We start from the raw sequence: 21,180 nt of genomic DNA, 5'->3' as shown, positions 1-21,180 counted from the left end.
GTTCTGCGCCAGAAATGGCACGGAACAGCTTTTCTTATACATCTATCGTAAGAAGGACATTCGTCGGTGAAACATCCGCGAATCGGAGGGGAAGCTTGAATGCCTGGCTGAAGCCGTAAAATTTCGTCTCGCCCGTCAATACGGTCGGCGGGGAAATATCGAGAGTGAGTGAGTCTTTTTCAAGTAATGTGCACAGGTTGCCGGCGACCATGTTGCCGAGTTCCCCTGTGAACGATTCGATCATTTCACCTTCGATCTTCATGCCGAACATCGCCTCGCCAATCCGGGATACGGTCCCTTCGTTCGTATCGATGATGAGTCTGCCCCGCACATCCCCGAGCAGGGCGATCAGGACGCTTAGTTCTTTTTGTTCATAGGGCTGGGTTGTAAGGGAAGGGGCGAGAACATCGAATTGGATGGGGATGACAGAAGTCAATGATTGGATGGTGCTGTTCAATATATGCTGGACAGTCGCTGCATCGGTCATAAAGACACTCCTTAAGTGATAGTATTAGTTCTATTATACCATCGCGTGTATTTTCTGTATAGCCGCTTTTCCATGTTCTTTTTATAGGGCACATCCCGAAATAATGATATGATAGACAAAGTTACAGACGAAAGGATCGAACGGCATATGACTTCCCACGAAGAATTTCTACACGAAACAGCAGCATTAGGACTGCTGTGCAAAGAAGACGGAGACGAAGAACGATACCGGAAAGCGGAAAAGCTGGCAGAGAAACTAGTGAAAGATGAGTATACGATCGCATTCGCAGGCCACTTCTCGGCCGGTAAATCTTCGATGATCAATGCATTGACAGGAGATGACCTCCTGCCTTCAAGCCCGATTCCGACGAGTGCCAATATCGTCAAAGTACATAAAGCGGACGAAGATTTCGCGATCGTCCACCGGCAGGACGGCTCATCAGTCAAAGTGGTCGGTCATGGGTTTGCGGACGCGGTGAAGAGGATGAGTAAGGAAGGCGCAACGATCAGTTCGCTTGAAATCGGACATACCGGATCCGGACTGCCGGACGGCATCTCTGTCATGGATACTCCGGGGGTCGATTCGACCGACGATGCGCACCGGCTTTCAACGGAATCCGCCCTTCATCTGGCAGATATCGTATTTTACACAATGGACTACAACCACGTGCAGTCCGAACTGAACTTCCGGTTCACGAAAGAACTGATGCGGTACAATCCGAATGTCTATCTGATCGTCAACCAGATCGATAAGCACCGGGACAGTGAGCTGTCGTTTGCGGACTTCAAGGAATCGGTCCGTCACTCGTTCTCCCTCTGGGGAGTTGAGCCGAAAGGGATCTTCTTCACTTCCTTGAAGACCCCGGATCTTGCGGAAAACGATTTTGCCGCGGTCAAGAAGATTGTCAGCAGTTCCATCGACCACCGTGATGAGCAATTCACTGCAACGATCGAAGGGACACTCGCTCAGCTGAAAGATGAGCATACCGACTATCTGAAGCAGGAGGTCACCGAAGCGAGGGAGAACCATCCGGAAATCATGGAATCCGAATGGGCTGAACCCCATGACCTGGAAGAGGCTGTTCAGGAACTGTCGAAACGTATTTCACTGCTCGGCGGAGATGCCTTCCATATCCATTTCGAGAAGAAGAGGAAAGAGCTGCTGGAAAGTGCGTCCCTGACACCTTATGAAACGCGGGAACTGCTGAAAGAGTATTTGGAGTCGCAGACGAGCCACTTTAAAGTCGGCGTCTTCTTCAGTGCCAAGAAGACTGAAGAGGAGCGCGCACGGCGCAGGCAGGCGCTGAGTGAGTCGCTGGAGAAACTGGCCCATACACAAGTGGAGGTCCACTTGCGCACCCTCATGAAACAGGTACTGAAAGAAGCGGGGCTGCTGACGGACGAGAACTCGATGGCAATCGACACTATGGACCTGACTTTCCGTTTTGGGGACATCGTCCAGGAACTGACGACACCTGATATTCTGACCGGTGAGCTCATTTTGAACGCGTCGGGCCAGCTGCGTGATGCCATCCTGTCATTCTATAAGAAAAAGACGGACGCCTGGAAGCTCGAGATGGCCGAGGAAGCGAAACGGCAGGGAAGCGGAAAGGCGGCCGGTCTGCAGCGGCAGCTCGACGAAAACGAGGCCAAACTGGCGATCATCCGGCAGGCCGGCAGCAAAGCGGCCAATCTGGCGCGCTTCGAGTCCGGACAGATGCACAGCTGGACAGCTGAGGAAAAAGCTGAAATCGGACGTCTTATCCGCGATTGGGAAAAACAAACCGAGCCTGAAGTGCTGCGCGCAGACGAGGCGGCTGCAGAAACAGCTGCCAGGGAAGCTGAAGCCCGTCACAAAGAGACGGATGAAGAAGGACCGGCCGAAGAACGGACGGAAGATGCAGCACCGGTCGTGCGCCGTGCTGAAGAAGTGGCTGTACAAGTGGGCGGAATACCCGGCTTCGGAGATACGGCAGCGTACTTGCAATCCAAGTCGGAACGGCTCAAACAGAAGGAGTTCACAGTGGCCTTGTTCGGCGCCTTCAGCGCCGGGAAATCATCATTCTCCAATGCGCTGCTCGGCGAGGCGGTACTGCCGGTTTCGCCGAATCCGACAACGGCTGCCATCAACCGGATCCGTCCGGTTTCCGAATCCAACCTGGACGGCACCGCGGATATCCGTTTCAAAACAGCTGAACAGATGACCGAAGACGTCCTGGATGCGTTCCGATTGGTCGGACTGCCGGTTACCTCCCTGGAAGAAGCGTACGGCCGGGCGGATGAAGCGCTGGCTGTAAAGCTGAAGGAGGAGTCACTCCACATCCACAAATCGTTCATACGCGCCTTCCGGACCGGCTACCCTGCGCACCATGAGCAGCTTGGACAGGTGGTGACCGCTGAGCGGGATGAATTTGTCAGGTATGTGGCGGAAGAGTCACGCAGCTGCTTTGTCGAGTCCATCGATTTCTATTTCGACTGTGAACTGACACGGCAGGGCGTTACGCTGGTGGATACGCCCGGTGCTGATTCCATCAATGCCCGGCATACCGATGTCGCGTTCGAATATATCCGCAATGCCGACGCTATTCTGTTCATCACGTATTTCAACCATGCATTCTCAAGGGCGGACCGGGAATTCCTGATTCAGCTCGGCCGGGTGAAAGACGCCTTTGAAATGGATAAGATGTTCTTCGTCGTCAATGCGATCGATCTTGCGGACAATGAAGAAGAGGCCGATGAAGTGAAAAACTTCGTCGCATCCGAGCTGACGAAGTTCGGTATCCGGAATCCCCGGGTACACGGCATTTCGAGCCTGCAGGCACTGGAGGCGAAGCGGGATGGCGGCGCCGAGAAGAAGATGGAAGAGTTCGAAGGCCGGTTCTATTCGTTCCTCGAGCATGACTTGAATGCGCTGGCCGTCCAGGCGCTGCAGGAAGAGACTGAAAAGACCGTACAGCGGGTGGATGATCTCATCCGCCGCACAGAATCGAACCGGGAGCGGAAAGCGGAACGTCTGGCGGACCTTGCTGAGATAGAGCAGAAGGTGCAGCAGCACTACGAAACAGGATTCGCACCGGTGCTGCGCCATGCCGCACACGAAGAATTGAAGGAGCTTGTCTTCTATATCCATCAGCGGGTGTTCCTCCGGTTCTCCGACTTTTTCAAAGAGGGCTACACACCGTCGCTCTTCGTCCATCAGTCTGCATCCGATGCCCTTCGCATCGCACTTGAGGAGACTGCCGGCATGACCGGCTATGACTTCGCGCAGGAATTGAAAGTCGCAAACTTCCGGATGCTGACGTATATGAAAAAACAGATCGAAAGCCGTCAGCAGACGGAGCGGCGCTGGCTTGCAGAACTCGATGATGCCCTGTCGCCTTCACTGTTCGATGCGCCAGACGCCGAACTCCTGACATTCAGCGCACCTTTCAGGGAGCTGGACCGGTACAGGCATGTGAACCGATTGTTCAAGAACGCCAAGTCATTCTTCGAAAAAGGGGACCGTACCCTCCTGCAGGAGAAACTGATGGAACTTTTGAAGAAAGATGCGGATGCCTATCTGGAAGAGGAACGGCAGCGTCTTGGCGTGTGGGTCGACCGCTGGCTGGACAGTACATCGGAACAGCTGGCTGTGCATCTTCAGCAGGAAGCGGCTGCACAGCTTGCGGCTGAGCGCAATCTTCTGGAAAGCCATGAGCAGCTCGAAGACTGGAAACTGATCTACAGTAAAATCCGGCAGAAGGAGATGGTCTGAATGTCAGTGTTCAAACAAGTCACGAAAGAACAGCTCGCGGATCCGAAAATCAGATGGATCGATGCGCGATTTTCCCTTCAGGATCCCGAAGCGGGCAGAAGGCAATATGATGAGGGGCACATACGCGGGGCGGTCCACTGGGATCTTGAGAAGGACTTGTCGGATATGACAGCAAAAGGCGGGCGTCATCCTCTCCCTAGCCGTGACAGGCTGACAGCTCTGTTCCGGAAAAGCGGTCTCCGTCCCGACGATGAGATTATCGTCTATGATGACGGCGGTGAACCATTTGCTGCCAGGGCATGGTGGATCCTGCAATATGCGGGATTCCGGAATGCTTTCATTTCGCTGGAAGGGTTTGGCGGACTTGAAAAGTTAGGGGGGGACATCGAGCAGGCTGCGCCTGCGCCAGCACCGACGTCGGTCGAGCCGGAATGGAACGAATCCATATTGGCGCACAAGGAAGATGTCGCGGATTTGACGGAAAGACCGGGAGAAGGGCTGCTGCTCGATGCGCGGGCTGCTGAACGGTACAGAGGCGAGGTGGAACCGCTCGACCGGGTGGCAGGCCATATCCCGGGGGCGAAGAACTTCGACTGGTCCCAGCTGGCCTCGGACGGGACATTCGACAGAGACGGGGAAGCGGCAGGACGGCTTGCGGAAATGGCCGGATCCGGTGAGCCTGTCACCGTATACTGCGGCAGCGGTGTGACAGCTGCACCGTTATTCGCCATGTTGAAGGAAAAAGGGATCCGGGATGTACGCCTGTACGCAGGCAGCTACAGTGACTGGATCGAAGATGGGGACAGGGAAGTGGAGACAGGGAACACCGGGAGCGGTGACGGCTTGTGAGATACGCACTCTTCGGTGACATCCATTCATCCAAACATGAATTGGAACAGGTCTTAAGCCAAATTGAAGAACAAGCACCGGATGCCAAGAAGATCGTCCTCGGCGATCTGTTCGAATGCACCATATCGAAAAAGGACCTGGACGGCACAGTCTATCCATCGCTGGATGACGTGCTGCTGGATCCCCCGGGATTCGAACGGATGCTCAAGTTCCCCTCCATTCGGGGAAATCAGGAAGAACGGATCCTGCTCGTCACCCGATCCGGTGACCCGCTGCGGGAGAAGATCGCCGCGCTCCCCGAACGGATGGCCATCGATGGCGCGATGCTCATCCACGGGCACCAATGGCCGTATAACGAACTCCCGCCGTCCCGGGTGATCGGTGGCGAACGGCTGACATTCCACGGCCATACCCATCGGTCATCCTGGTCAGCGGAAGGGATCATCCGGCCATTCGTGTATTCAGAACTCATCCGGCTTCCGGACGCGAATGTAATTGTGAACGTGGGGTCGGTCACCGACCATCTGGAGTGGGTGCTCTATGATTCAGTCGAAAGGACGATCACCTTCATGAAGGCGAGATGACATCATCCGTTTTTCTGCCGCTGGATGGCCTCCCTGGCGAGCGCATCGGCTGCCCGGTTGGAGCTGTCCGGGATCCATTTGATGAAAAAGTATTCAAAATGTGATGTCAGACGGAGGACTTGCTGCAAATATGGATGATATTCAGGATTTTTGACGAATTCCTTTTCGACAGCCTGGACAACGAGCTGGGAATCGCTCCGCACTGACAGCATGCCATCTGTCAGGGAAGCCGCTTCTTCAAGTCCGCGGATCAGCGCCTGAAATTCGGCCGTATGGTTGTCGCAGGGAGGGATCGGCTCGGAAAGTTTCACCGAGTGCCCTTCCCCTGTCAGATAGATGCCGATGCCGCTGACGCCCGGATTGCCGGCGCTGGCACCGTCGGTATACAGTTCAATCATTCAGTTAAGCCTCCCGGATAGTTGCAGCCGCCTGCCGAATCCCTGTACAATGGAAGAGTGATCAGAAGGGAGGGGCGTATGGAAAAAGCTGCAATCATTTCTGATATTGACGAATTGCTCGATGAGTATTGTGAAGGTTGTCTTGTGAAGAAAACGCTGACCTCAGAACGCGGCAAGGCGGAGGCCCACAAGTTCTGCATCAAAGAATGCACAGTGGGAGATCAGCTTCGTTTCCTCGGTTCCGAGATGAATAAATACATGAAATAAGATCCCGCTGAGCGGCTCAGCGGGATCTTTGTATGTGATATGATCAGTCTTCTGCAGTGACGTTAGCCGCTTGAGGACCACGGTTGCCTTCTATGATTTCAAACGAGACACGCTGTCCCTCATCCAATGTCTTAAAGCCTTCTCCAAGGATGCCTGTGAAATGGACGAAAACGTCTTGTCCGTCATCCGCTTCAATGAACCCGTATCCTTTTTCATTACTGAACCATTTGACTTTACCGTGGTGCATTGTGATTCCTCCTCGGCGCTGGATGTCTTCCCATAAAATTCATGGTGCTTTCACTATACCCTACCGGCTTATCCAGGTCAAACCGGCCGATACACGACTACTTATGAAACAGAAAGGTGCTGACCAGCTGCAATGACATATATTCAACAGTGTGCGGAACTGACGAAGGATCTATACAGCAAATTTGACGCAAGCCACGATATGGACCATATCCTCCGGGTGCTGCAGAATGCACGGACCATCATGGAAGAGGAGCGGACGTCGGACCGGACGGCAGTCGAGCTGGCCGTGTACCTCCATGATATCGATGATCCGAAGTACGCCGCCGCGGGAAACCCATCGGCCGCAGATCTCCTGAAGGCGATGAATGTCCCCGCCCAGCTCGCAGATCATGTCCTGGCGATCATCCGCTCCGTATCGTTCAACGGAGGGAACGAGGAACCGATCATGTCGCCTGAGGCCGCGATCGTCCGCGATGCTGACCGGCTGGATGCCATCGGGGCTGTCGGAATTGCCAGGGCGTTTGCATTCGGCGGGGCGAGAGGGCGGAAGCTGTATGATTGGGAAGAATCCTCAAGGAGTTCGATGACCGAGGAGGAGTACCGATCGAAAAACACGTCGACGGTCACCCATTTCCATGAAAAGCTGTTCCTGCTGAAGGACCTGATGGTAACGGAACGCGGCAGGCAGCTTGCACAGCAGCGGCATACTTTCATGGAAGCCTTTCTGAAGCAGCTGGAACTGGAAACGGGCGAACGGTTATGAATGCAAAAAAAGCAGGCATCACTCCACGAGGATGCCTGCGTTTCGTAAGCATTCGAACGCCCGGTCGATCTGTGCCGGATCGTCTGCGGAAACGGTATGCAGATGTGTATGGTCTTCGCTCAGAGCAGACAGATAGACGGCATTCGATGATGCGACCTTTGCCAGGAATTCTTTGACTTCCATTCGGTTTGCAACCATGATGGACGCTGTCAGATCTCCGTAGACAGGGTGCTCGACCTTGACGTCCTTCACCGTCACGCCATGATCGACGAACGCAGTCAATTCCTCCTCCGTCTGCTCAGGAGCGTGCCGGCAGACTGCAATCCGTTCAAACTGCTGCCCGCCCTTTTCTTTGTCCATATAGACATACCCTCTGCTTGTGGCGATGATCGGTTCATCCACTGCCTTCAGCAGATTGATATCCCCGACGACCACCTGCCGGCTGACGCCCGTCCGCTCGCCGATCTCTTTTCCGGTCAGCGGCCTGTCTGACTGTTTCAGCAGGTCAAGTATTTGATGCCTCCGTGTTTCACCAGCGCTCAGTTTAGCGGTCATCTGCCTTCCACCCTCCGTATGTCATCATTTCTTTTTCCTGAACTCTTTCAGCCGCTCGTAGATTGCTGCGGTCTTCTTTTCCTCTCCGGCCTGCACAGGGACATAGAATTCCGCATCGGAAACGGCATCAGGCAGGTATTCCTGGTCGACCCATCCGCCGAACGAGCCGATCGGGTGGTCGTGCGGATAGATATATCCCTCATGTCCGAGAGCTGCCGATCCTGCATAATGGCTGTCCCTGAGATGGAGCGGAATTTCACCCGTCTTTCCGCCGCTGACGGACTGGATCGCTGAACCGATGGCTTTGTAGGCTGAATTCGATTTACTCGCCAGACACATCTCGATGACGGCGTTCGCGAGAGGGATACGGGCTTCCGGCATGCCGAGCCGGTCGGCGGCATCCGCTGCAGCCAGGACTCTCGGGCCGGTATCAGGGGATGCCAGACCGATATCCTCATATGCCATGACGAGCAGGCGCCGGCTGACAGCTGTCAGATCACCTGTCTCAAGCAATTGCGCCAAATAATACAGCGCTGCATTCGTATCGCTGCCGCGCACGGATTTCTGGAGTGCGGACAGCAGGTTGTAATGATGGGAGCCGTTTTTGTCTCCGAAGACACCGATGCGGCCGAGCAGGTTGTCGATCAGCCAGTCCTCGATGAGTATCTGCCCGCCTTCCTCGTCTGAAGCGGACACCAATGATTCAAGCAGGGTCAGTGCTTTGCGGGCATCCCCATTGACACCTGAGGCGATTTTCCGGATCTGGCTGTCCGATATGGCGATATCCTGTTTTCCGAGTCCGCGGGATCCATCATGGATGGCCCGGTCGAGAAGTGTCACCAGGTCCTCCTCCTCCAGCCGTTTCAGCTGCAGAATGTCCCCGCAGCGGGACCGGATTGCCGGGTTGACGTCGTGGAACGGATTCTCGGTTGTCGCACCGATCAGAACGACCGAGCCGTTCTCGACATGGGGCAGCAGTGTATCCTGCTGAAGCTTGTTGAACCTGTGGATTTCATCGAGGAACAGGATCACTTTCCCTGTCAGCCGTGCCTCATCGACAACGCGCTCGATATCCTTCTTGCCTGATGTCGTCGCATTCAGCGGGATGAATGTCAGGTCGGTCGAGCCGGCGATGGCATAGGCGAGCGAAGTCTTGCCGATACCCGGTTCACCGTACAGGAGCATGGACGGGATATGTCCGTTTTTGACCATCCTGTACAGCGCGGTATCCGGTCCGATGACATGCTGCTGTCCCGCGATTTCATCGATCGTCTGCGGACGCATCCTGAATGCGAGTGGTTCGTTATGCATAAGATCCCTGCTTCCATTTGAAAATATCTGATGACCCTAAGTATACATGGCGGGCGTGCTGAAGTCATTTCAAGGAATTCGGGCAGATGAGTATGGTATACTGTCTGCAGCAATTTTAAAAAGAGGACGATGCCTGATGAGGATTTCAACTAAAGGACGCTACGGACTGACCATTATCGTGGAGCTCGGGAAACGGTACGGAGAAGGACCGGTGCCCCTGCGTAAAATCGCGGAAGAACAGACCCTGTCGGAGGCGTATCTGGAGCAGCTGATCCCGCTGCTGCGCAACGGAGGGCTCGTGAAGAGCATCCGCGGCGCATATGGCGGCTACAAGCTGTCCAAGGAACCATGCGAAATGACAGCGGGAGATGTGGTCCGTCTGCTGGAGGGGCCGATCCAGCTCGTCGAAGGGCTGGACAGCGAGGAAATACCGCAGCAGTCGCTCTGGCTGAAAATCAGCGAAGCCGTGCGAGAAGTGCTGGATACGACGACAATCGAAGACTTGATACTTGCCGAACGGGATGAGGAGAAACCCGACGGTTATATGTTCTATATCTAAAAGGAGTTTACCATTATGAAACCATCTATCTATCTGGACCATGCGGCGACTTCTCCGATCCGGCCGGAAGCTGCCGCTGTATATATGGAAGCGATGCAGACGCTCCCGGGCAATCCGTCGAGTGTCCACAGTCATGGACGGGAAGCGAGGAAGCGGACAGACGATGCCCGGCGGATCCTGGCGGGAACGATCCATGCAGCCCCCGGTGAGATCGTCTTCACTTCCGGCGGTACGGAAGCGGATAATTATGCGATTGCCGGTACAGCCGGAAGCCGGGCGCACCTCGGCCGCCATATTATCACGACGGCGATCGAACACCACGCAGTCCTGAATACGTGCGGTGAGCTTGAACGGCATGGGTTTGAAGTCACCTATCTTCAGCCTGACAGGAACGGCCGGATTGACGCCGGACAGGTCGCTGATGCACTTCGTGATGATACGATCCTTGTCTCGGTCATGTACGGCAACAACGAAGTCGGCACGATCCAGCCGATCCGGGAAATCGGCGGACTCTTAGACGGTCACCAGGCGCTATTCCATACGGATGCTGTACAGGCATACGGCATGCTGCCGATCGATGTGCAGGATCTGCAAGTGGACCTTCTATCAGTGTCCGCCCATAAAGTCAACGGACCGAAAGGCATTGGATTCCTGTATCAGCGCAGAGGGATCGACCTGAAACCGCTGCTGACCGGCGGTTCCCAGGAACGCAAACGGCGTGCGGGTACCGAAAATGTGCCGGCAATCCTCGCATTTTCCGAAGCCGCCCGTCTTGCTGCTGCCGAGCAGCTGGAGAAGTCGGTGCGCTGCAAGGAATTCGAAACAGCGATGATGGACGTCTTCGATGCAGCAGGTGTCAAGTACCGGGTGAACGTGATTGATGGTGTCCCGAAGCTGCCGCATATCGCGAACTTCCATTTCCCGGGGACGGACATCGAATCGCTGCTTGTCAACCTGGACTTGGACGGCGTATCCGTCTCTAGCGGATCCGCATGCACAGCAGGATCACTGGATCCATCCCATGTACTGGTCGCGATGTTCGGAGGGGACTCGCCGGAATTGAGAAGTTCCGTCCGCTTCAGTTTCGGTTACGGCACAACGGAAGCGGACGTACGTGAAGCCGCCGAGCGGACCGCGCGGATCATCGGACGCACTGCAACTACCACACATTAAAGGAATGAACGAAAAGATGAGAATTGATAAAGCGAAAAAAGATACGCGCGTCGTTGTCGGGATGTCGGGCGGGGTCGATTCATCTGTCGCCGCCTACCTGCTGAAGCAGGAAGGATACGAAGTCATCGGCATCTTCATGAAAAACTGGGATGACACGGATGAATCGGGAGTCTGCACGGCGACGGAAGATTACGAAGACGTCATCAGTGTCTGCAACCAGATCGGCATCCCATATTATGCTGTGAACTTCGAACAGCAATATTGGGACAAAGTGTTCACGTACTTCCTGGACGAATACAAAGCGGGCAGGACGCCGAACCCGGACGTCATGTGCAATAAGGAAATCAAGTTCAAGGCGTTCCTGGCGCATGCGATGAGTCTCGGTGCGGATTTCCTCGCAACCGGCCACTATGCGCGGATTGCGGAAACCGAAGACGGGGTCGCCATGCTGCGCGGCGTCGACAGCAACAAAGATCAGACCTATTTCCTGAATCAGCTGTCACAGGGCCAGCTGTCCAAAGTGATGTTTCCGATCGGTGAACTGGAAAAGAGCCGGGTCCGTGAAATTGCAGAGGAGGCAGGACTTGCCACTGCAAAGAAAAAAGATTCGACAGGCATCTGCTTCATCGGGGAACGGAATTTCAAGGAATTCCTCGGCAATTACCTGCCTGCCCAGCCGGGTGATATGAAGACGATGTCCGGAGAAAGGATGGGGCGCCATGACGGCCTCATGTATTATACGATCGGTCAGCGGCACGGCCTCGGTATCGGCGGTTCGGGTGAGCCGTGGTTCGTCATCGGCAAAGACCTCAAAACGAACACGCTGCTTGTCGGACAGGGATTCCATCATGACGCATTATATTCGGACAGTCTGACAGCAGCGGACGTCAGTTTTACGGGAGGACAGCCGATGCCTGAACAATTCCGCTGTACAGCAAAATTCAGGTACCGGCAGGCCGATACCGGAGTGACAGTGAAGATGACCTCTGCAGATGCTGCTGAAGTGATCTTCGATTCACCAGTCCGCGCCATCACCCCGGGTCAGGCTGTCGTGTTCTATGATGGGGATGAATGCCTCGGTGGCGGGACGATCGATACGGTCATCAAGAACGGCACAACACTCGATTACGTCGGTTAAGGAGGAATTTCGGATGGGACATAACGAAGAAGCGATCCAGGCATTGGAAGCCGGGAATTTTGAAAAGGCAGTTGCGGAATTCATCAAGGCGGCTGAGGAAGCACCGGATGATCCGGTCGGCTATGTGAACGTCGGGAACGTGTTTGCATCCATCGGCGATACGGAGAAAGCGGAGCCCTTCTTCCAGAAAGCGCTGACCCTCGATCCGGAAATGGGGACGGCTTTCTATGGGCTCGCCAATCTGTATTTCAACCAGGAACGATACGGCGAAGCGGCGACTTTGTACGAGAAAGCGGTCCAGGCGGGTGTGCAGGAAGCGGATGCCTATTATATGCTGGGCAAAAGTCTGGAGCGTGCAGAAAAGGGCCGGCTTGCCCTCCCATACATGCAGCGTGCTCTGGAGCTGGCGCCGGATGATCAGGAAATCCGTCTGTCCTATGGCATCCTCCTTGCGAACGAAGGTGTCTATGACCTGGCGAAAGAAGAATTCGAACGGCTTCTCGATGAGAACCCGGAAAATGCCGATGCACAATTCAATTTAGGATTCCTGTACGCGGTCTCCACCGATGACAGGGAGCAGGCGCTGCATCACCTGGAACGTGCGTTCACCATCGATCCCGAACATGTCCAGGCGAGGTACATCCATGACATGATCCTGACGGGGGAAGAGAACAGCAGCAGCGGGGAATGAGGTGATTGTGATGGGACAGTCCGAAATAGCGAATACCGAAGAACCCTTCCTGATCGGGCGGGCGGTTGTGACGATTTTCCACAACCCGGACAGTCTGTTCACGATCGCCAAACTGAAAGTGAAAAAGACGAACTGCTCTTTTGAAGGGAAGGAAATCGTCGTGAAGGGAAGTTTTCCGCGACTTTCCGAGGAAGAGGACTATAGGTTCACAGGCAGGCTGATCACACATCCGACCTACGGACTCCAGTTCGAGGTGAAAACGTTCCGGAAAGAACTTCCCGGCACGGAAACCGGGCTCATCCATTACTTATCCGGGGACCTGTTCCCCGGTATCGGCAGGAAGACGGCGGAAACGATCATCGAGCATCTCGGCCAGGAAGCGATCAGCAAAATCCTGGAAAACGAAGATGTGCTCGATGAAATCCCGAGACTCAATGCAGAAAAGAAAGAGACGCTCGTATCCGTCCTTCGTGAGAATCTTGGGCTGGAGCGTACCATCGTCCGTTTGAACGAGTGGGGGTTCGGACCGCAGATTGCGATGCGGATCTATCAGACGTATCAGGAAGATACGATCGAGAAGCTGACCGAAAACCCGTACCGTCTGATCGAAGACGTCGAAGGGGTCGGGTTCCAGAGGGCGGACGAACTCGGCAGGCAGCTCGGCATCACAGGAACGCATACGGCCAGAATCCAGGCGGCGGTCCTCCATACGATCAGCACAGCAACGCTGTCATCGGGCCATGTCTACCTGGATGCCGCACAAGTGATGCCCGAATCGAAAAAACTGCTCGAGATGAGCCAACCTTTCGAAATACCGTTCAAGCTCCTTTCCGAAGCGATCATCATGCTTGTGGAAGAAGGGCGTCTCAGCGCGGAACAGAGCCGGCTGTACATGCCGTCCCTTTATTTTTCGGAACTTGGCATCGCTGCAAAGATGGCCATGCTGCTGGATCAGGACAGGGACGGGGCGTTCCCCTCCTCGGAAATACGCAAAGCGATCGGTGAAACGGAAGAGCGTATCGGCGTCAGTTATGCGGAGACACAGGCGGATGCAATCGAGAAGGCGCTCAACTCACCTGTCATGATCTTGACCGGCGGGCCGGGAACCGGCAAGACGACAGTCGTACGGGGTCTGGTTGAAGTGTATGCCGAACTGCACGGACTGTCGCTCGATCCGAAGGAATATGCCAAGAAAGAAGAACCGTTCCCGATCGTCCTCGCCGCTCCGACCGGCCGGGCGGCAAAACGTCTTTCCGAATCGACTGGCCTCCCTGCGATGACCATCCATCGTCTGCTCGGTTTCACAGGACAGGAGAAGGAAGAAGAGACGGAGCGGGAAATCGAGGCAGGTCTGGTCATTATCGACGAAGCCTCCATGCTCGATACGTGGCTGGCCCATCAGCTTTTGAAAGCGGTCGGCAAAGGGGCGCAGCTGCTGTTCGTCGGCGACCAGGATCAGCTGCCATCCGTCGGTCCGGGGCAAGTGCTCCGTGATCTGCTCACTTCAGGTGTCATTCCGGTCGTCGAGCTGACGGAAATTTACCGTCAGAGCGCGGGATCGACGATCATCGAACTCGCCCATGCCATCAAACAGTCCGAACCGCTTGGGGATATCACCGGCAAGACAGGGGACCGTTCCTTCATCCGGACAGATGCCGAACAGGTGACGGCCGTCGTCAGCCAGATCGTCAAGAATGCGATGAAAAAAGGTCAGGCCATCAAGGACGTCCAGGTCCTCGCTCCGATGTACAAGGGTCCGGCAGGCATCGACGCGCTGAACAGGGTCATCCAGGAGATGGTGAACCCGCCTGCCGCAGGGCGCAAGGAAGTGACGTTCGGTGATGTGACCTACCGGATCGGCGACCGGGTGCTGCAGCTGGTCAACCAGCCGGAGAGCAACGTATTCAATGGGGACATGGGCGAAGTGACCGCCATTCTGAAAGCGAAAGAGACGGTGGAAAAGAAGGATCTGATGGTCGTCTCATTCGACGGTATCGAAGTTTCGTACGAGCGGCCGGATCTGAACCAGCTGACGCTGGCCTACTGCTGTTCCATCCACAAATCCCAGGGAAGCGAGTTTCCGACGGTGATCATGCCCGTCGTGCGCAGCCACCGCAAAATGCTGCGGCGCAACCTGCTGTACACCGGCATCACCCGCGCCAAGAACTTCCTGATCCTCTGCGGCAGCCCGCAGGAATTCGCCGAAGGCATCGCCAGAGTGGACGAGAGGGAGCGGCAGACGACGCTGAAAGAACGGCTGAACGGCGAGACACCGCCTGCCCAGCCGGCAGAGGAACCGCAGAAAGCCGGCCTGGATATGGATCGGGCGCCTGAACAGGCACAACCGGCCGGAGATGAAACGGAAAGCACACCGGAAGTCCTGCCGGAAGAACTGACAGCGGAAACCGTCCTGCATGTCGACCCGATGATCGGTATGCAGGGTGTAAGTCCGTATGATTTTCTTGAAACCGCGGATTGACAACGTGCGGATGCTTCCTTATAATCCAAGTAGACATGTAAGACCAACACGTTGATGGAGGAAGTAGGCATTCGCCTGCATGACCAGAAAGGCATCCCCTGGCTGAAAGGATGCTCATGCGGCATTTGCTGAAAGCTGCTCCGGAGTGCAGGGGGAAAACCCTGCCGTCTGCTGCGTTAAAGCAACTCAAGATACCGCCAGTCACGACCGGCGGCAACGAGGGTGGTACCGCGAATCGAGCTTCGCCCCTTTCCAGGGGGCGGAGTTTTTTGTTTTTTGCGGATTTACAGCCGAACAGCATATCTTTTAGGAGGAATACAGATGAAATCATTGACCGCTTCGGAAATACGAAACCTGTTCTTGGAGTACTTCCAGTCGAAAGGCCACGCCGTGGAGCCATCCGCCCCGCTCGTGCCGATCGACGATGCTTCCCTGCTATGGATCAACAGCGGAGTCGCAACTCTGAAGAAATATTTTGACGGCCGGGTCGTACCGGCCAATCCGAGGATTGTCAACGCACAGAAATCGATCCGTACGAATGATATCGAGAATGTCGGGAAGACAGCCCGTCACCATACATTCTTTGAAATGCTCGGAAACTTTTCCATCGGTGACTATTTCAAGAAGGAAGCGATCCTGTACGCATGGGAATTCCTGACACATCCTGACTGGATCGGTTTCGACAGCAGTCTGCTGTCCGTCACGGTCCATCCCGAGGACGAGGAGGCATACTCCATCTGGAAAGACGAAGTCGGCATCCCTGAAGAGCGGATCATCCGGCTCGAAGGGAACTTCTGGGATATCGGGGAAGGACCGAGCGGACCGAACTCCGAGATCTTCTACGACAGAGGTCCGTCCTATGGAGACGATTTCTCGGATCCGGAACTGTATCCGGGCGGCGAGAACGACCGCTACCTTGAAATCTGGAATCTCGTGTTCTCGGAATTCAATCACAACCCGGACAACACATATACCCCGCTTCCGAAGAAAAACATCGATACGGGAATGGGGCTCGAGCGGATGGCGTCCGTCATACAGGGCGTGCCGACCAACTTCGACACGGATCTGTTCCTGCCGATCATCCATGCTGTGGAGAAGGTTTCCGGTGAAAAATACGGCGAGACGGCAGAAAAAGACACGGCATTCAAAGTGATCGCCGACCACATCCGTACTGTGGCGTTCGCCATCGGGGACGGTGCGCTGCCGTCCAACGAAGGAAGGGGCTACGTGCTGCGCCGCCTGCTGCGCCGTGCAGTCCGCTTCGCCAAGCAGCTTGGCATCGACCGGCCATTCATGTATGACCTTGTACCGATCGTGGCGGACAAAATGGCCGACTTCTATCCGCAAGTGAAAGAAAAACAGGAATTCATCATGAAAGTCGTGAAAAACGAGGAAGACCGCTTCCACGAAACACTGAACGAAGGGCTCAGCATGCTGAACGGTATTCTGGCGGAAGCAAAAAAATCTGAGCATCCGATAGTGTCAGGGACAGATGCATTCCGGCTGTACGACACATACGGATTCCCGTTTGAACTGACTGAGGAGTTCGCAGAAGAAGCCGGTATCGCGGTGGATGAGGAAGGGTTCCGCAGCGAGATGGAAGCGCAGAGGGACCGGGCGAGGAAAGCCCGGCAGGATGTCGATTCGATGCATGTCCAGTCGGGAGTCCTCGGAGAAATCCAGGAGCCGAGTGAATTCGTCGGCTACGAACAACTCGAAAGCGAATCGAAGATCATCGTCCTGCTGAAAGACGGCCAGCTTACGCAGCAGGCTTCCGAAGGGGATGAATTCCAATTCATCCTCGACCGGACACCGTTCTACGCAGAGAGCGGCGGTCAGATCGCGGACAAGGGGACCATCATGAATGACTCGTTCACAGCAGACGTCACATCAGTGAAGAAAGCGCCGAATGGACAGCATCTCCACACAGCGGTCGTGCGTTCTGGTGAAGCGTCACCGATGACGTTCGTCCGTGCACAGGTGAATCGTGCAGATCGTGCGCTGACTGTGAAGAACCACACGGCGACCCACCTGCTGCACCGCGCGCTGAAAACCGTATTGGGTGAGCACGTCAATCAGGCAGGCTCCTACGTCGGACCTGACCGGCTGCGGTTCGACTTCTCCCACTTCGGACAGGTCACGAAAGAGGAGCTCGAGCAGATTGAACGCATGGTCAATGAAAAGATCTGGGAAGATATCGCTGTGACGATCGAACAGAAAGGGATCGAAGAAGCGAAAAACATGGGAGCGATGGCTCTCTTCGGCGAGAAGTACGGCGACGTCGTGCGGGTTGTTTCAGTCGGTGATTATTCTCTGGAACTATGCGGCGGCTGCCACGTCCATTCGAGCGGGGAGATCGGTGTCTTCAAAATCGAATCGGAAGGCGGCATCGGGGCAGGCACCAGACGGATTGAAGCGGTCACAGCCAAGCAGGCCTACCGTTCATTCAAAGAGGAGGCGGCAATGCTCTCTCAGGCGGCGGCCCTCTTGAAGGCAAACCCGAAAGAACTGGCAGGCAAAGCCGAAGCGCTTATGGCGGATATGAAAGAGCTGCAGCGGGAAAACGACTCCCTGACTGCGAAGCTCGGCAACAGTCAGCTGACCGACGTTCTGGCGAATGCAAAGCAGATCGATGACATGACCGTCATCGCTTCCCGTGTGGACGCGAAAGACAACAATTCACTCCGCCAGATGATCGATGAACTGAAACAGAAAGTGGAAAAAGGTGTCATCGTCCTCGGAGCGGCGGCCGACGGCAAAGTGATGCTTGCTGCCGGTGTCACGGACGATCTGAAAGGACAGCAGCACGCCGGTAAAATCGTCAGCCACACCGCATCACTGTGCGGCGGGAAAGGCGGCGGCCGTCCGGATATGGCGATGGCTGGCGCAAAAGATGCCTCTAAACTTGATGAAGCGCTGCTTTCCGTGTATGATTATGTCAAATCTGTTTAACTGATTTCGGCTGCCGTCCCAGCGGCCCGCAACATGCTGGGGCGTCCGGCGGATCGGATGAATTGAAAGCGGGGTGTCGATTGTGAATTCATATGACAAAACGATGAAGTTCAATTTTCCTGAGGAATCGATGGAGCAGGAAGTGCAGCAGGTCATGCTCCATGTTTACAGAGCATTAGAGGAAAAAGGATACAATCCCATCAATCAGCTTGTTGGCTATTTGCTTTCAGGCGATCCTGCTTACATTCCGCGTCATGAGGATGCTCGCAACATGATCCGCAAATTGGAACGGGATGAGATACTGGAGGAACTGGTCAAGTTCTATATCCGTGAAAACGGAGGCGGTGCGAAGTGAAGGTGATGGGGCTGGACGTAGGCTCCAAAACCGTCGGTGTGGCGGTCAGTGACGCCATGGGCTGGACTGCCCAGGGCATCGAGACCATCAAGATCGATGAAAGCATCGGAAACTTCGGCATGAAACGGATAAAGGAGCTTGTGAAGGAGCATGATATCAGTTCCTTCGTCGTCGGCTATCCGAAGAATATGAACAACACGGCAGGCCCGCGTGCTGAGGCATCCGAACGGTATGCAAAGGCACTCGAAGAGAAGTTCGGGCTGCCGGCCATATTGTGGGACGAGCGTATGACGACGATGGCTGCGGAACGGATGCTGATCGAAGCGGATGTCAGCCGGAAGAAACGCAAGACAGTCATCGATAAGATGGCAGCTGTCATGATTCTGCAAGGATATCTTGACTCAAAAAACTAGATGAGGTGATCGCATGGAACACGGAATGGAAACAATGACTATTGTCGATGAAAACGAAACGGAGCATGTGTGCGAAGTGATTTTCACATTTGAATCCGAAGATTATGGAAAATCATATGTCCTGTACCACGTACTCGGTGACGAGCCGAAAGATGACGACGAGGAGATCGAAATCTTCGCTTCCAGCTTCGTCCCTTCAGAAGACGGGGAAGACGGCGATCTGATGCCTGTCGAAACCGACGAAGAGTGGGAAATGATCGAAGAAGTTTTCGGTACATTCCTTGACGAGCAGGACGAAGAAGACGAGTAAGCCATATGCGCACGTACGGAACGGTGCACACCGTTCCGTTTTTTTCTTTGCTGGCAAGCTGCTGATCGCAACTGCAAGTGATCCAACAAGAAAGAGGTGACACCCGGATGGCGAAAGGGTCAAAAAAGGAAGTCATGTTCGAACGAATGCAAGAGCAGAAGAGAGAAGTCCGCACTGTCCGCAAGATCGTATTGTGGATTGCTCTGGCGATTATTCTGGTTACCGCCATAACAGGATTTTTCGGATACCGATACATAAAAAGTGCACTGCAGCCGATGGATGAAAACACCGAGAAGACCGTGCAGGTGGAAATCCCCATAGGATCAGGGCTCGATACGATCTCCGATATACTGGAGGAAAAAGGGCTGGTCAAAAACTCCAGGATCTTCAAGTATTATGCGAAAGTGAATAACGAAGCGGATTTCCAGGCCGGTACGTACGAGCTCTCGGCTGCAATGACGCCGGATGAGCTGCTGCAGAGTCTGAAGACAGGGAAAGTCTACCGGACTCCTGTATTCACGATGACAATCCCTGAAGGCCTGACGGTCGATCAAATCGCGGAACGGGTAGCAGCGAAAACGGATATCACGGCTGAGGAATTCATGGATTATGTCGATGCGGATGCGACGATCGAGAACTTGCAGGCCGCCTATCCTGAAATCATCACGGACGAGGTCAAGAACGAAGAGATCCGGCATCCGCTTGAAGGCTATCTGTTTCCGGCGACCTATCCGTTCTACGAGGAAAAGCCGACCGTCCAGACGATCGTGGAGACAATGGTCGACGGCACGCAGGCGAATGTGACGCCATATCTTGCCACTCTTGAAGAGCAGAAGAAATCCGTCCACTGGCTTCTGACATTCGCCTCCCTGCTGGAGAGGGAAGCGACAGCGCAGGCGGACCGGCAGACGATTGCAAGTGTGTTCAACAACCGTCTGGAGGCCGAGATGCCGCTGCAGACGGATCCGACCGTCCTGTATTCACTCGGTGAGCATAAGGACAAAGTGACCCATAAGGACCTCGAAGTGAAGAACGCTTACAATACGTATCAGAACAAAGGACTTCCGCCCGGTCCGATCGCCGCTCCGGGGGCTGAATCGATCGAAGCGGTCATCGATCCGTCCGATACGGGCTATTTCTACTTCCTGGCTGACAAGACAGGGAAGAACCATTTTGCCAAGACGTATGACGACCACCTGAAACTGAAAGCGAAATATATCGACGGCAAGTAATTGCATGGAATGGAGTGCGCAGCATGTCCGATTATGTAACATACCGGAAACGGTTTGATAATGAAACCGATCCCCTGATCGGGGAGATGGAAACGTATGCGGAAGAGAATCGTGTCCCCATCATGGATCGGGAAGGTCTCGACACGTTCATCGGTCTCCTGACGATCCAGCAGCCTGGACGGCTGCTGGAAATCGGCAGTGCGATCGGGTACTCGGCAATACGCCTTGCCCGCGCAGTCCCCGGACTGCATGTCTCGACGATCGAGAGGGACAGCGATCGGCATGCAAAAGCTGCCGAATATATCACCCGGGCAGGTCTGTCCGGCAGCATCCGTCTTTTCCTGGATGATGCCTTGCTGTTCGATGACTCCGAGTTGCCGTTCCGCCAGTACGACGCCCTTTTCATCGACGCGGCCAAAGGCCAGTACAAGCGTTTCTTTGAAAAGTACACGCCGGCTGTCCGTGAAGGCGGGATCATCTACTGTGACAATATGTTCATGCACGGGCTGGCGTTCCTCGAAGATGGAGAGATCCCGAAGCGCAGCAGGACAATGATCCGCAACTTGAAGTCGTTCACCGAATGGATCATGGCAAATCCGGCATTCGCCACATCGCTGATCCCGGTCGGCGATGGTATTTTAATTGCCCGCAAGCTGTAAACT

The 21,180-nt window shown here is 54.9% G+C and carries 21 protein-coding genes; 16 read left to right on the top strand and 5 right to left on the bottom strand.

What is annotated here, in order from left to right; translation table 11 throughout:
• Positions 1 to 34: 34 nt before the first annotated feature.
• A complete protein-coding gene (locus tag BN1190_RS09605) occupies positions 35 to 487 on the bottom strand; it encodes a chemotaxis protein CheX (RefSeq protein ID WP_040286695.1) in 453 nt (150 codons plus the stop codon).
• Positions 488 to 634: 147 nt separating this feature from the next.
• Here BN1190_RS09605 and BN1190_RS09600 point away from each other — a divergent pair, with 147 nt between their 5' ends.
• The 3 genes from BN1190_RS09600 to BN1190_RS09590 are packed head-to-tail and all read left to right on the top strand — an operon-like array spanning position 635 to position 5,673.
• Positions 635 to 4,240 (top strand): dynamin family protein, encoded by a 3,606-nt coding sequence (locus BN1190_RS09600; RefSeq protein ID WP_040286694.1) that lies wholly within the window; start codon positions 635 to 637, stop codon positions 4,238 to 4,240.
• Positions 4,241 to 5,089: a sulfurtransferase gene (locus BN1190_RS09595; protein ID WP_040286693.1), complete on the top strand. Its 849-nt coding sequence runs from the start codon at positions 4,241 to 4,243 to the stop codon at positions 5,087 to 5,089.
• Positions 5,086 to 5,673, top strand: a complete 588-nt coding sequence (locus tag BN1190_RS09590; protein ID WP_040286692.1) for a metallophosphoesterase family protein — start codon at positions 5,086 to 5,088, stop codon at positions 5,671 to 5,673. Before BN1190_RS09595 ends, BN1190_RS09590 begins: the two co-directional genes overlap by 4 nt.
• A 2-nt stretch (positions 5,674 to 5,675) precedes the next feature.
• Here the strand turns inward: BN1190_RS09590 and BN1190_RS09585 are convergent, their stop codons facing one another.
• Positions 5,676 to 6,071 (bottom strand): ribonuclease HI family protein, encoded by a 396-nt coding sequence (locus BN1190_RS09585; RefSeq protein WP_040286691.1) that lies wholly within the window; start codon positions 6,069 to 6,071, stop codon positions 5,676 to 5,678.
• A gap of 78 nt (positions 6,072 to 6,149) precedes the next feature.
• Between BN1190_RS09585 and BN1190_RS09580 the strand changes: the two genes are divergently transcribed.
• Entirely contained in the window at positions 6,150 to 6,338 is a 189-nt protein-coding gene (locus tag BN1190_RS09580) for a zinc-finger domain-containing protein (RefSeq protein WP_040286690.1), read from the top strand.
• Between the two features lie 43 nt (positions 6,339 to 6,381).
• On the opposite strand, the gene BN1190_RS09575 is transcribed toward BN1190_RS09580, so the two are convergent.
• Positions 6,382 to 6,585 carry a cold-shock protein gene (locus tag BN1190_RS09575; RefSeq protein ID WP_040286689.1) on the bottom strand — a complete coding sequence of 68 codons (204 nt, stop codon included), beginning with the start codon at positions 6,583 to 6,585 and terminating at the stop codon, positions 6,382 to 6,384.
• 132 nt (positions 6,586 to 6,717) lie between these two features.
• On the opposite strand from BN1190_RS09575, the gene BN1190_RS09570 reads away from it, so the two are divergent.
• Positions 6,718 to 7,350: an HD domain-containing protein gene (locus tag BN1190_RS09570; RefSeq protein WP_040286688.1), complete on the top strand. Its 633-nt coding sequence runs from the start codon at positions 6,718 to 6,720 to the stop codon at positions 7,348 to 7,350.
• A gap of 18 nt (positions 7,351 to 7,368) precedes the next feature.
• Here BN1190_RS09570 and BN1190_RS09565 read toward each other — a convergent pair whose 3' ends face one another.
• Together BN1190_RS09565 and BN1190_RS09560 are read right to left on the bottom strand one after the other, a co-directional pair.
• Positions 7,369 to 7,905, bottom strand: coding sequence for a transcription repressor NadR (locus BN1190_RS09565; RefSeq protein ID WP_040286687.1), 537 nt, complete (start codon positions 7,903 to 7,905; stop codon positions 7,369 to 7,371).
• Between the two features lie 24 nt (positions 7,906 to 7,929).
• A complete protein-coding gene (locus tag BN1190_RS09560; RefSeq protein WP_040286686.1) occupies positions 7,930 to 9,216 on the bottom strand; it encodes a replication-associated recombination protein A in 1,287 nt (428 codons plus the stop codon).
• A gap of 136 nt (positions 9,217 to 9,352) precedes the next feature.
• Between BN1190_RS09560 and cymR the strand changes: the two genes are divergently transcribed.
• The 11 genes from cymR (at position 9,353) to BN1190_RS09505 (ending at position 21,177) form a co-directional block, all read left to right on the top strand.
• The gene (gene cymR / locus BN1190_RS09555) at positions 9,353 to 9,775 is read left to right on the top strand and encodes a cysteine metabolism transcriptional regulator CymR (RefSeq protein WP_040286685.1); all 423 of its coding nucleotides are present in this window, start codon (positions 9,353 to 9,355) and stop codon (positions 9,773 to 9,775) included.
• 15 nt (positions 9,776 to 9,790) lie between these two features.
• A complete protein-coding gene (locus BN1190_RS09550; RefSeq protein WP_040286684.1) occupies positions 9,791 to 10,948 on the top strand; it encodes a cysteine desulfurase family protein in 1,158 nt (385 codons plus the stop codon).
• A gap of 16 nt (positions 10,949 to 10,964) precedes the next feature.
• A complete protein-coding gene (gene mnmA, locus BN1190_RS09545) occupies positions 10,965 to 12,086 on the top strand; it encodes a tRNA 2-thiouridine(34) synthase MnmA (RefSeq protein WP_276327492.1) in 1,122 nt (373 codons plus the stop codon).
• A gap of 13 nt (positions 12,087 to 12,099) precedes the next feature.
• Entirely contained in the window at positions 12,100 to 12,777 is a 678-nt protein-coding gene (locus BN1190_RS09540; protein WP_040286683.1) for a tetratricopeptide repeat protein, read from the top strand.
• A 10-nt stretch (positions 12,778 to 12,787) separates the two neighbouring features.
• Positions 12,788 to 15,256 carry an SF1B family DNA helicase RecD2 gene (recD2, locus tag BN1190_RS09535; RefSeq protein WP_040286682.1) on the top strand — a complete coding sequence of 823 codons (2,469 nt, stop codon included), beginning with the start codon at positions 12,788 to 12,790 and terminating at the stop codon, positions 15,254 to 15,256.
• 321 nt (positions 15,257 to 15,577) lie between these two features.
• Entirely contained in the window at positions 15,578 to 18,208 is a 2,631-nt protein-coding gene (alaS, locus tag BN1190_RS09530) for an alanine--tRNA ligase (RefSeq protein WP_040286681.1), read from the top strand.
• 82 nt (positions 18,209 to 18,290) lie between these two features.
• The gene (locus BN1190_RS09525; RefSeq protein ID WP_040286680.1) at positions 18,291 to 18,563 is read left to right on the top strand and encodes an IreB family regulatory phosphoprotein; all 273 of its coding nucleotides are present in this window, start codon (positions 18,291 to 18,293) and stop codon (positions 18,561 to 18,563) included.
• Complete coding sequence (ruvX, locus tag BN1190_RS09520; protein WP_040286679.1) at positions 18,560 to 18,976, top strand: Holliday junction resolvase RuvX; 417 nt, start codon at positions 18,560 to 18,562, stop codon at positions 18,974 to 18,976. The genes BN1190_RS09525 and ruvX overlap by 4 nt, the downstream gene beginning before the upstream one ends.
• Before the next feature lie 13 nt (positions 18,977 to 18,989).
• Entirely contained in the window at positions 18,990 to 19,286 is a 297-nt protein-coding gene (locus BN1190_RS09515; protein ID WP_040286678.1) for a DUF1292 domain-containing protein, read from the top strand.
• Between the two features lie 107 nt (positions 19,287 to 19,393).
• On the top strand, positions 19,394 to 20,518 hold the full coding sequence (gene mltG, locus BN1190_RS09510; RefSeq protein ID WP_040286677.1) for an endolytic transglycosylase MltG: 1,125 nt from the start codon (positions 19,394 to 19,396) through the stop codon (positions 20,516 to 20,518).
• A gap of 23 nt (positions 20,519 to 20,541) precedes the next feature.
• Positions 20,542 to 21,177, top strand: coding sequence for an O-methyltransferase (locus BN1190_RS09505; protein WP_040286676.1), 636 nt, complete (start codon positions 20,542 to 20,544; stop codon positions 21,175 to 21,177).
• The last annotated feature ends 3 nt before the right edge of the window (positions 21,178 to 21,180 follow it).

This window comes from Sporosarcina koreensis (genome assembly GCF_000826145.2).
Taxonomy (GTDB): domain Bacteria; phylum Bacillota; class Bacilli; order Bacillales_A; family Planococcaceae; genus Sporosarcina; species Sporosarcina trichiuri.
Note: the sequence above shows the minus strand (reverse complement) of the source record. Positions and strands in the feature narration are given on the sequence as shown.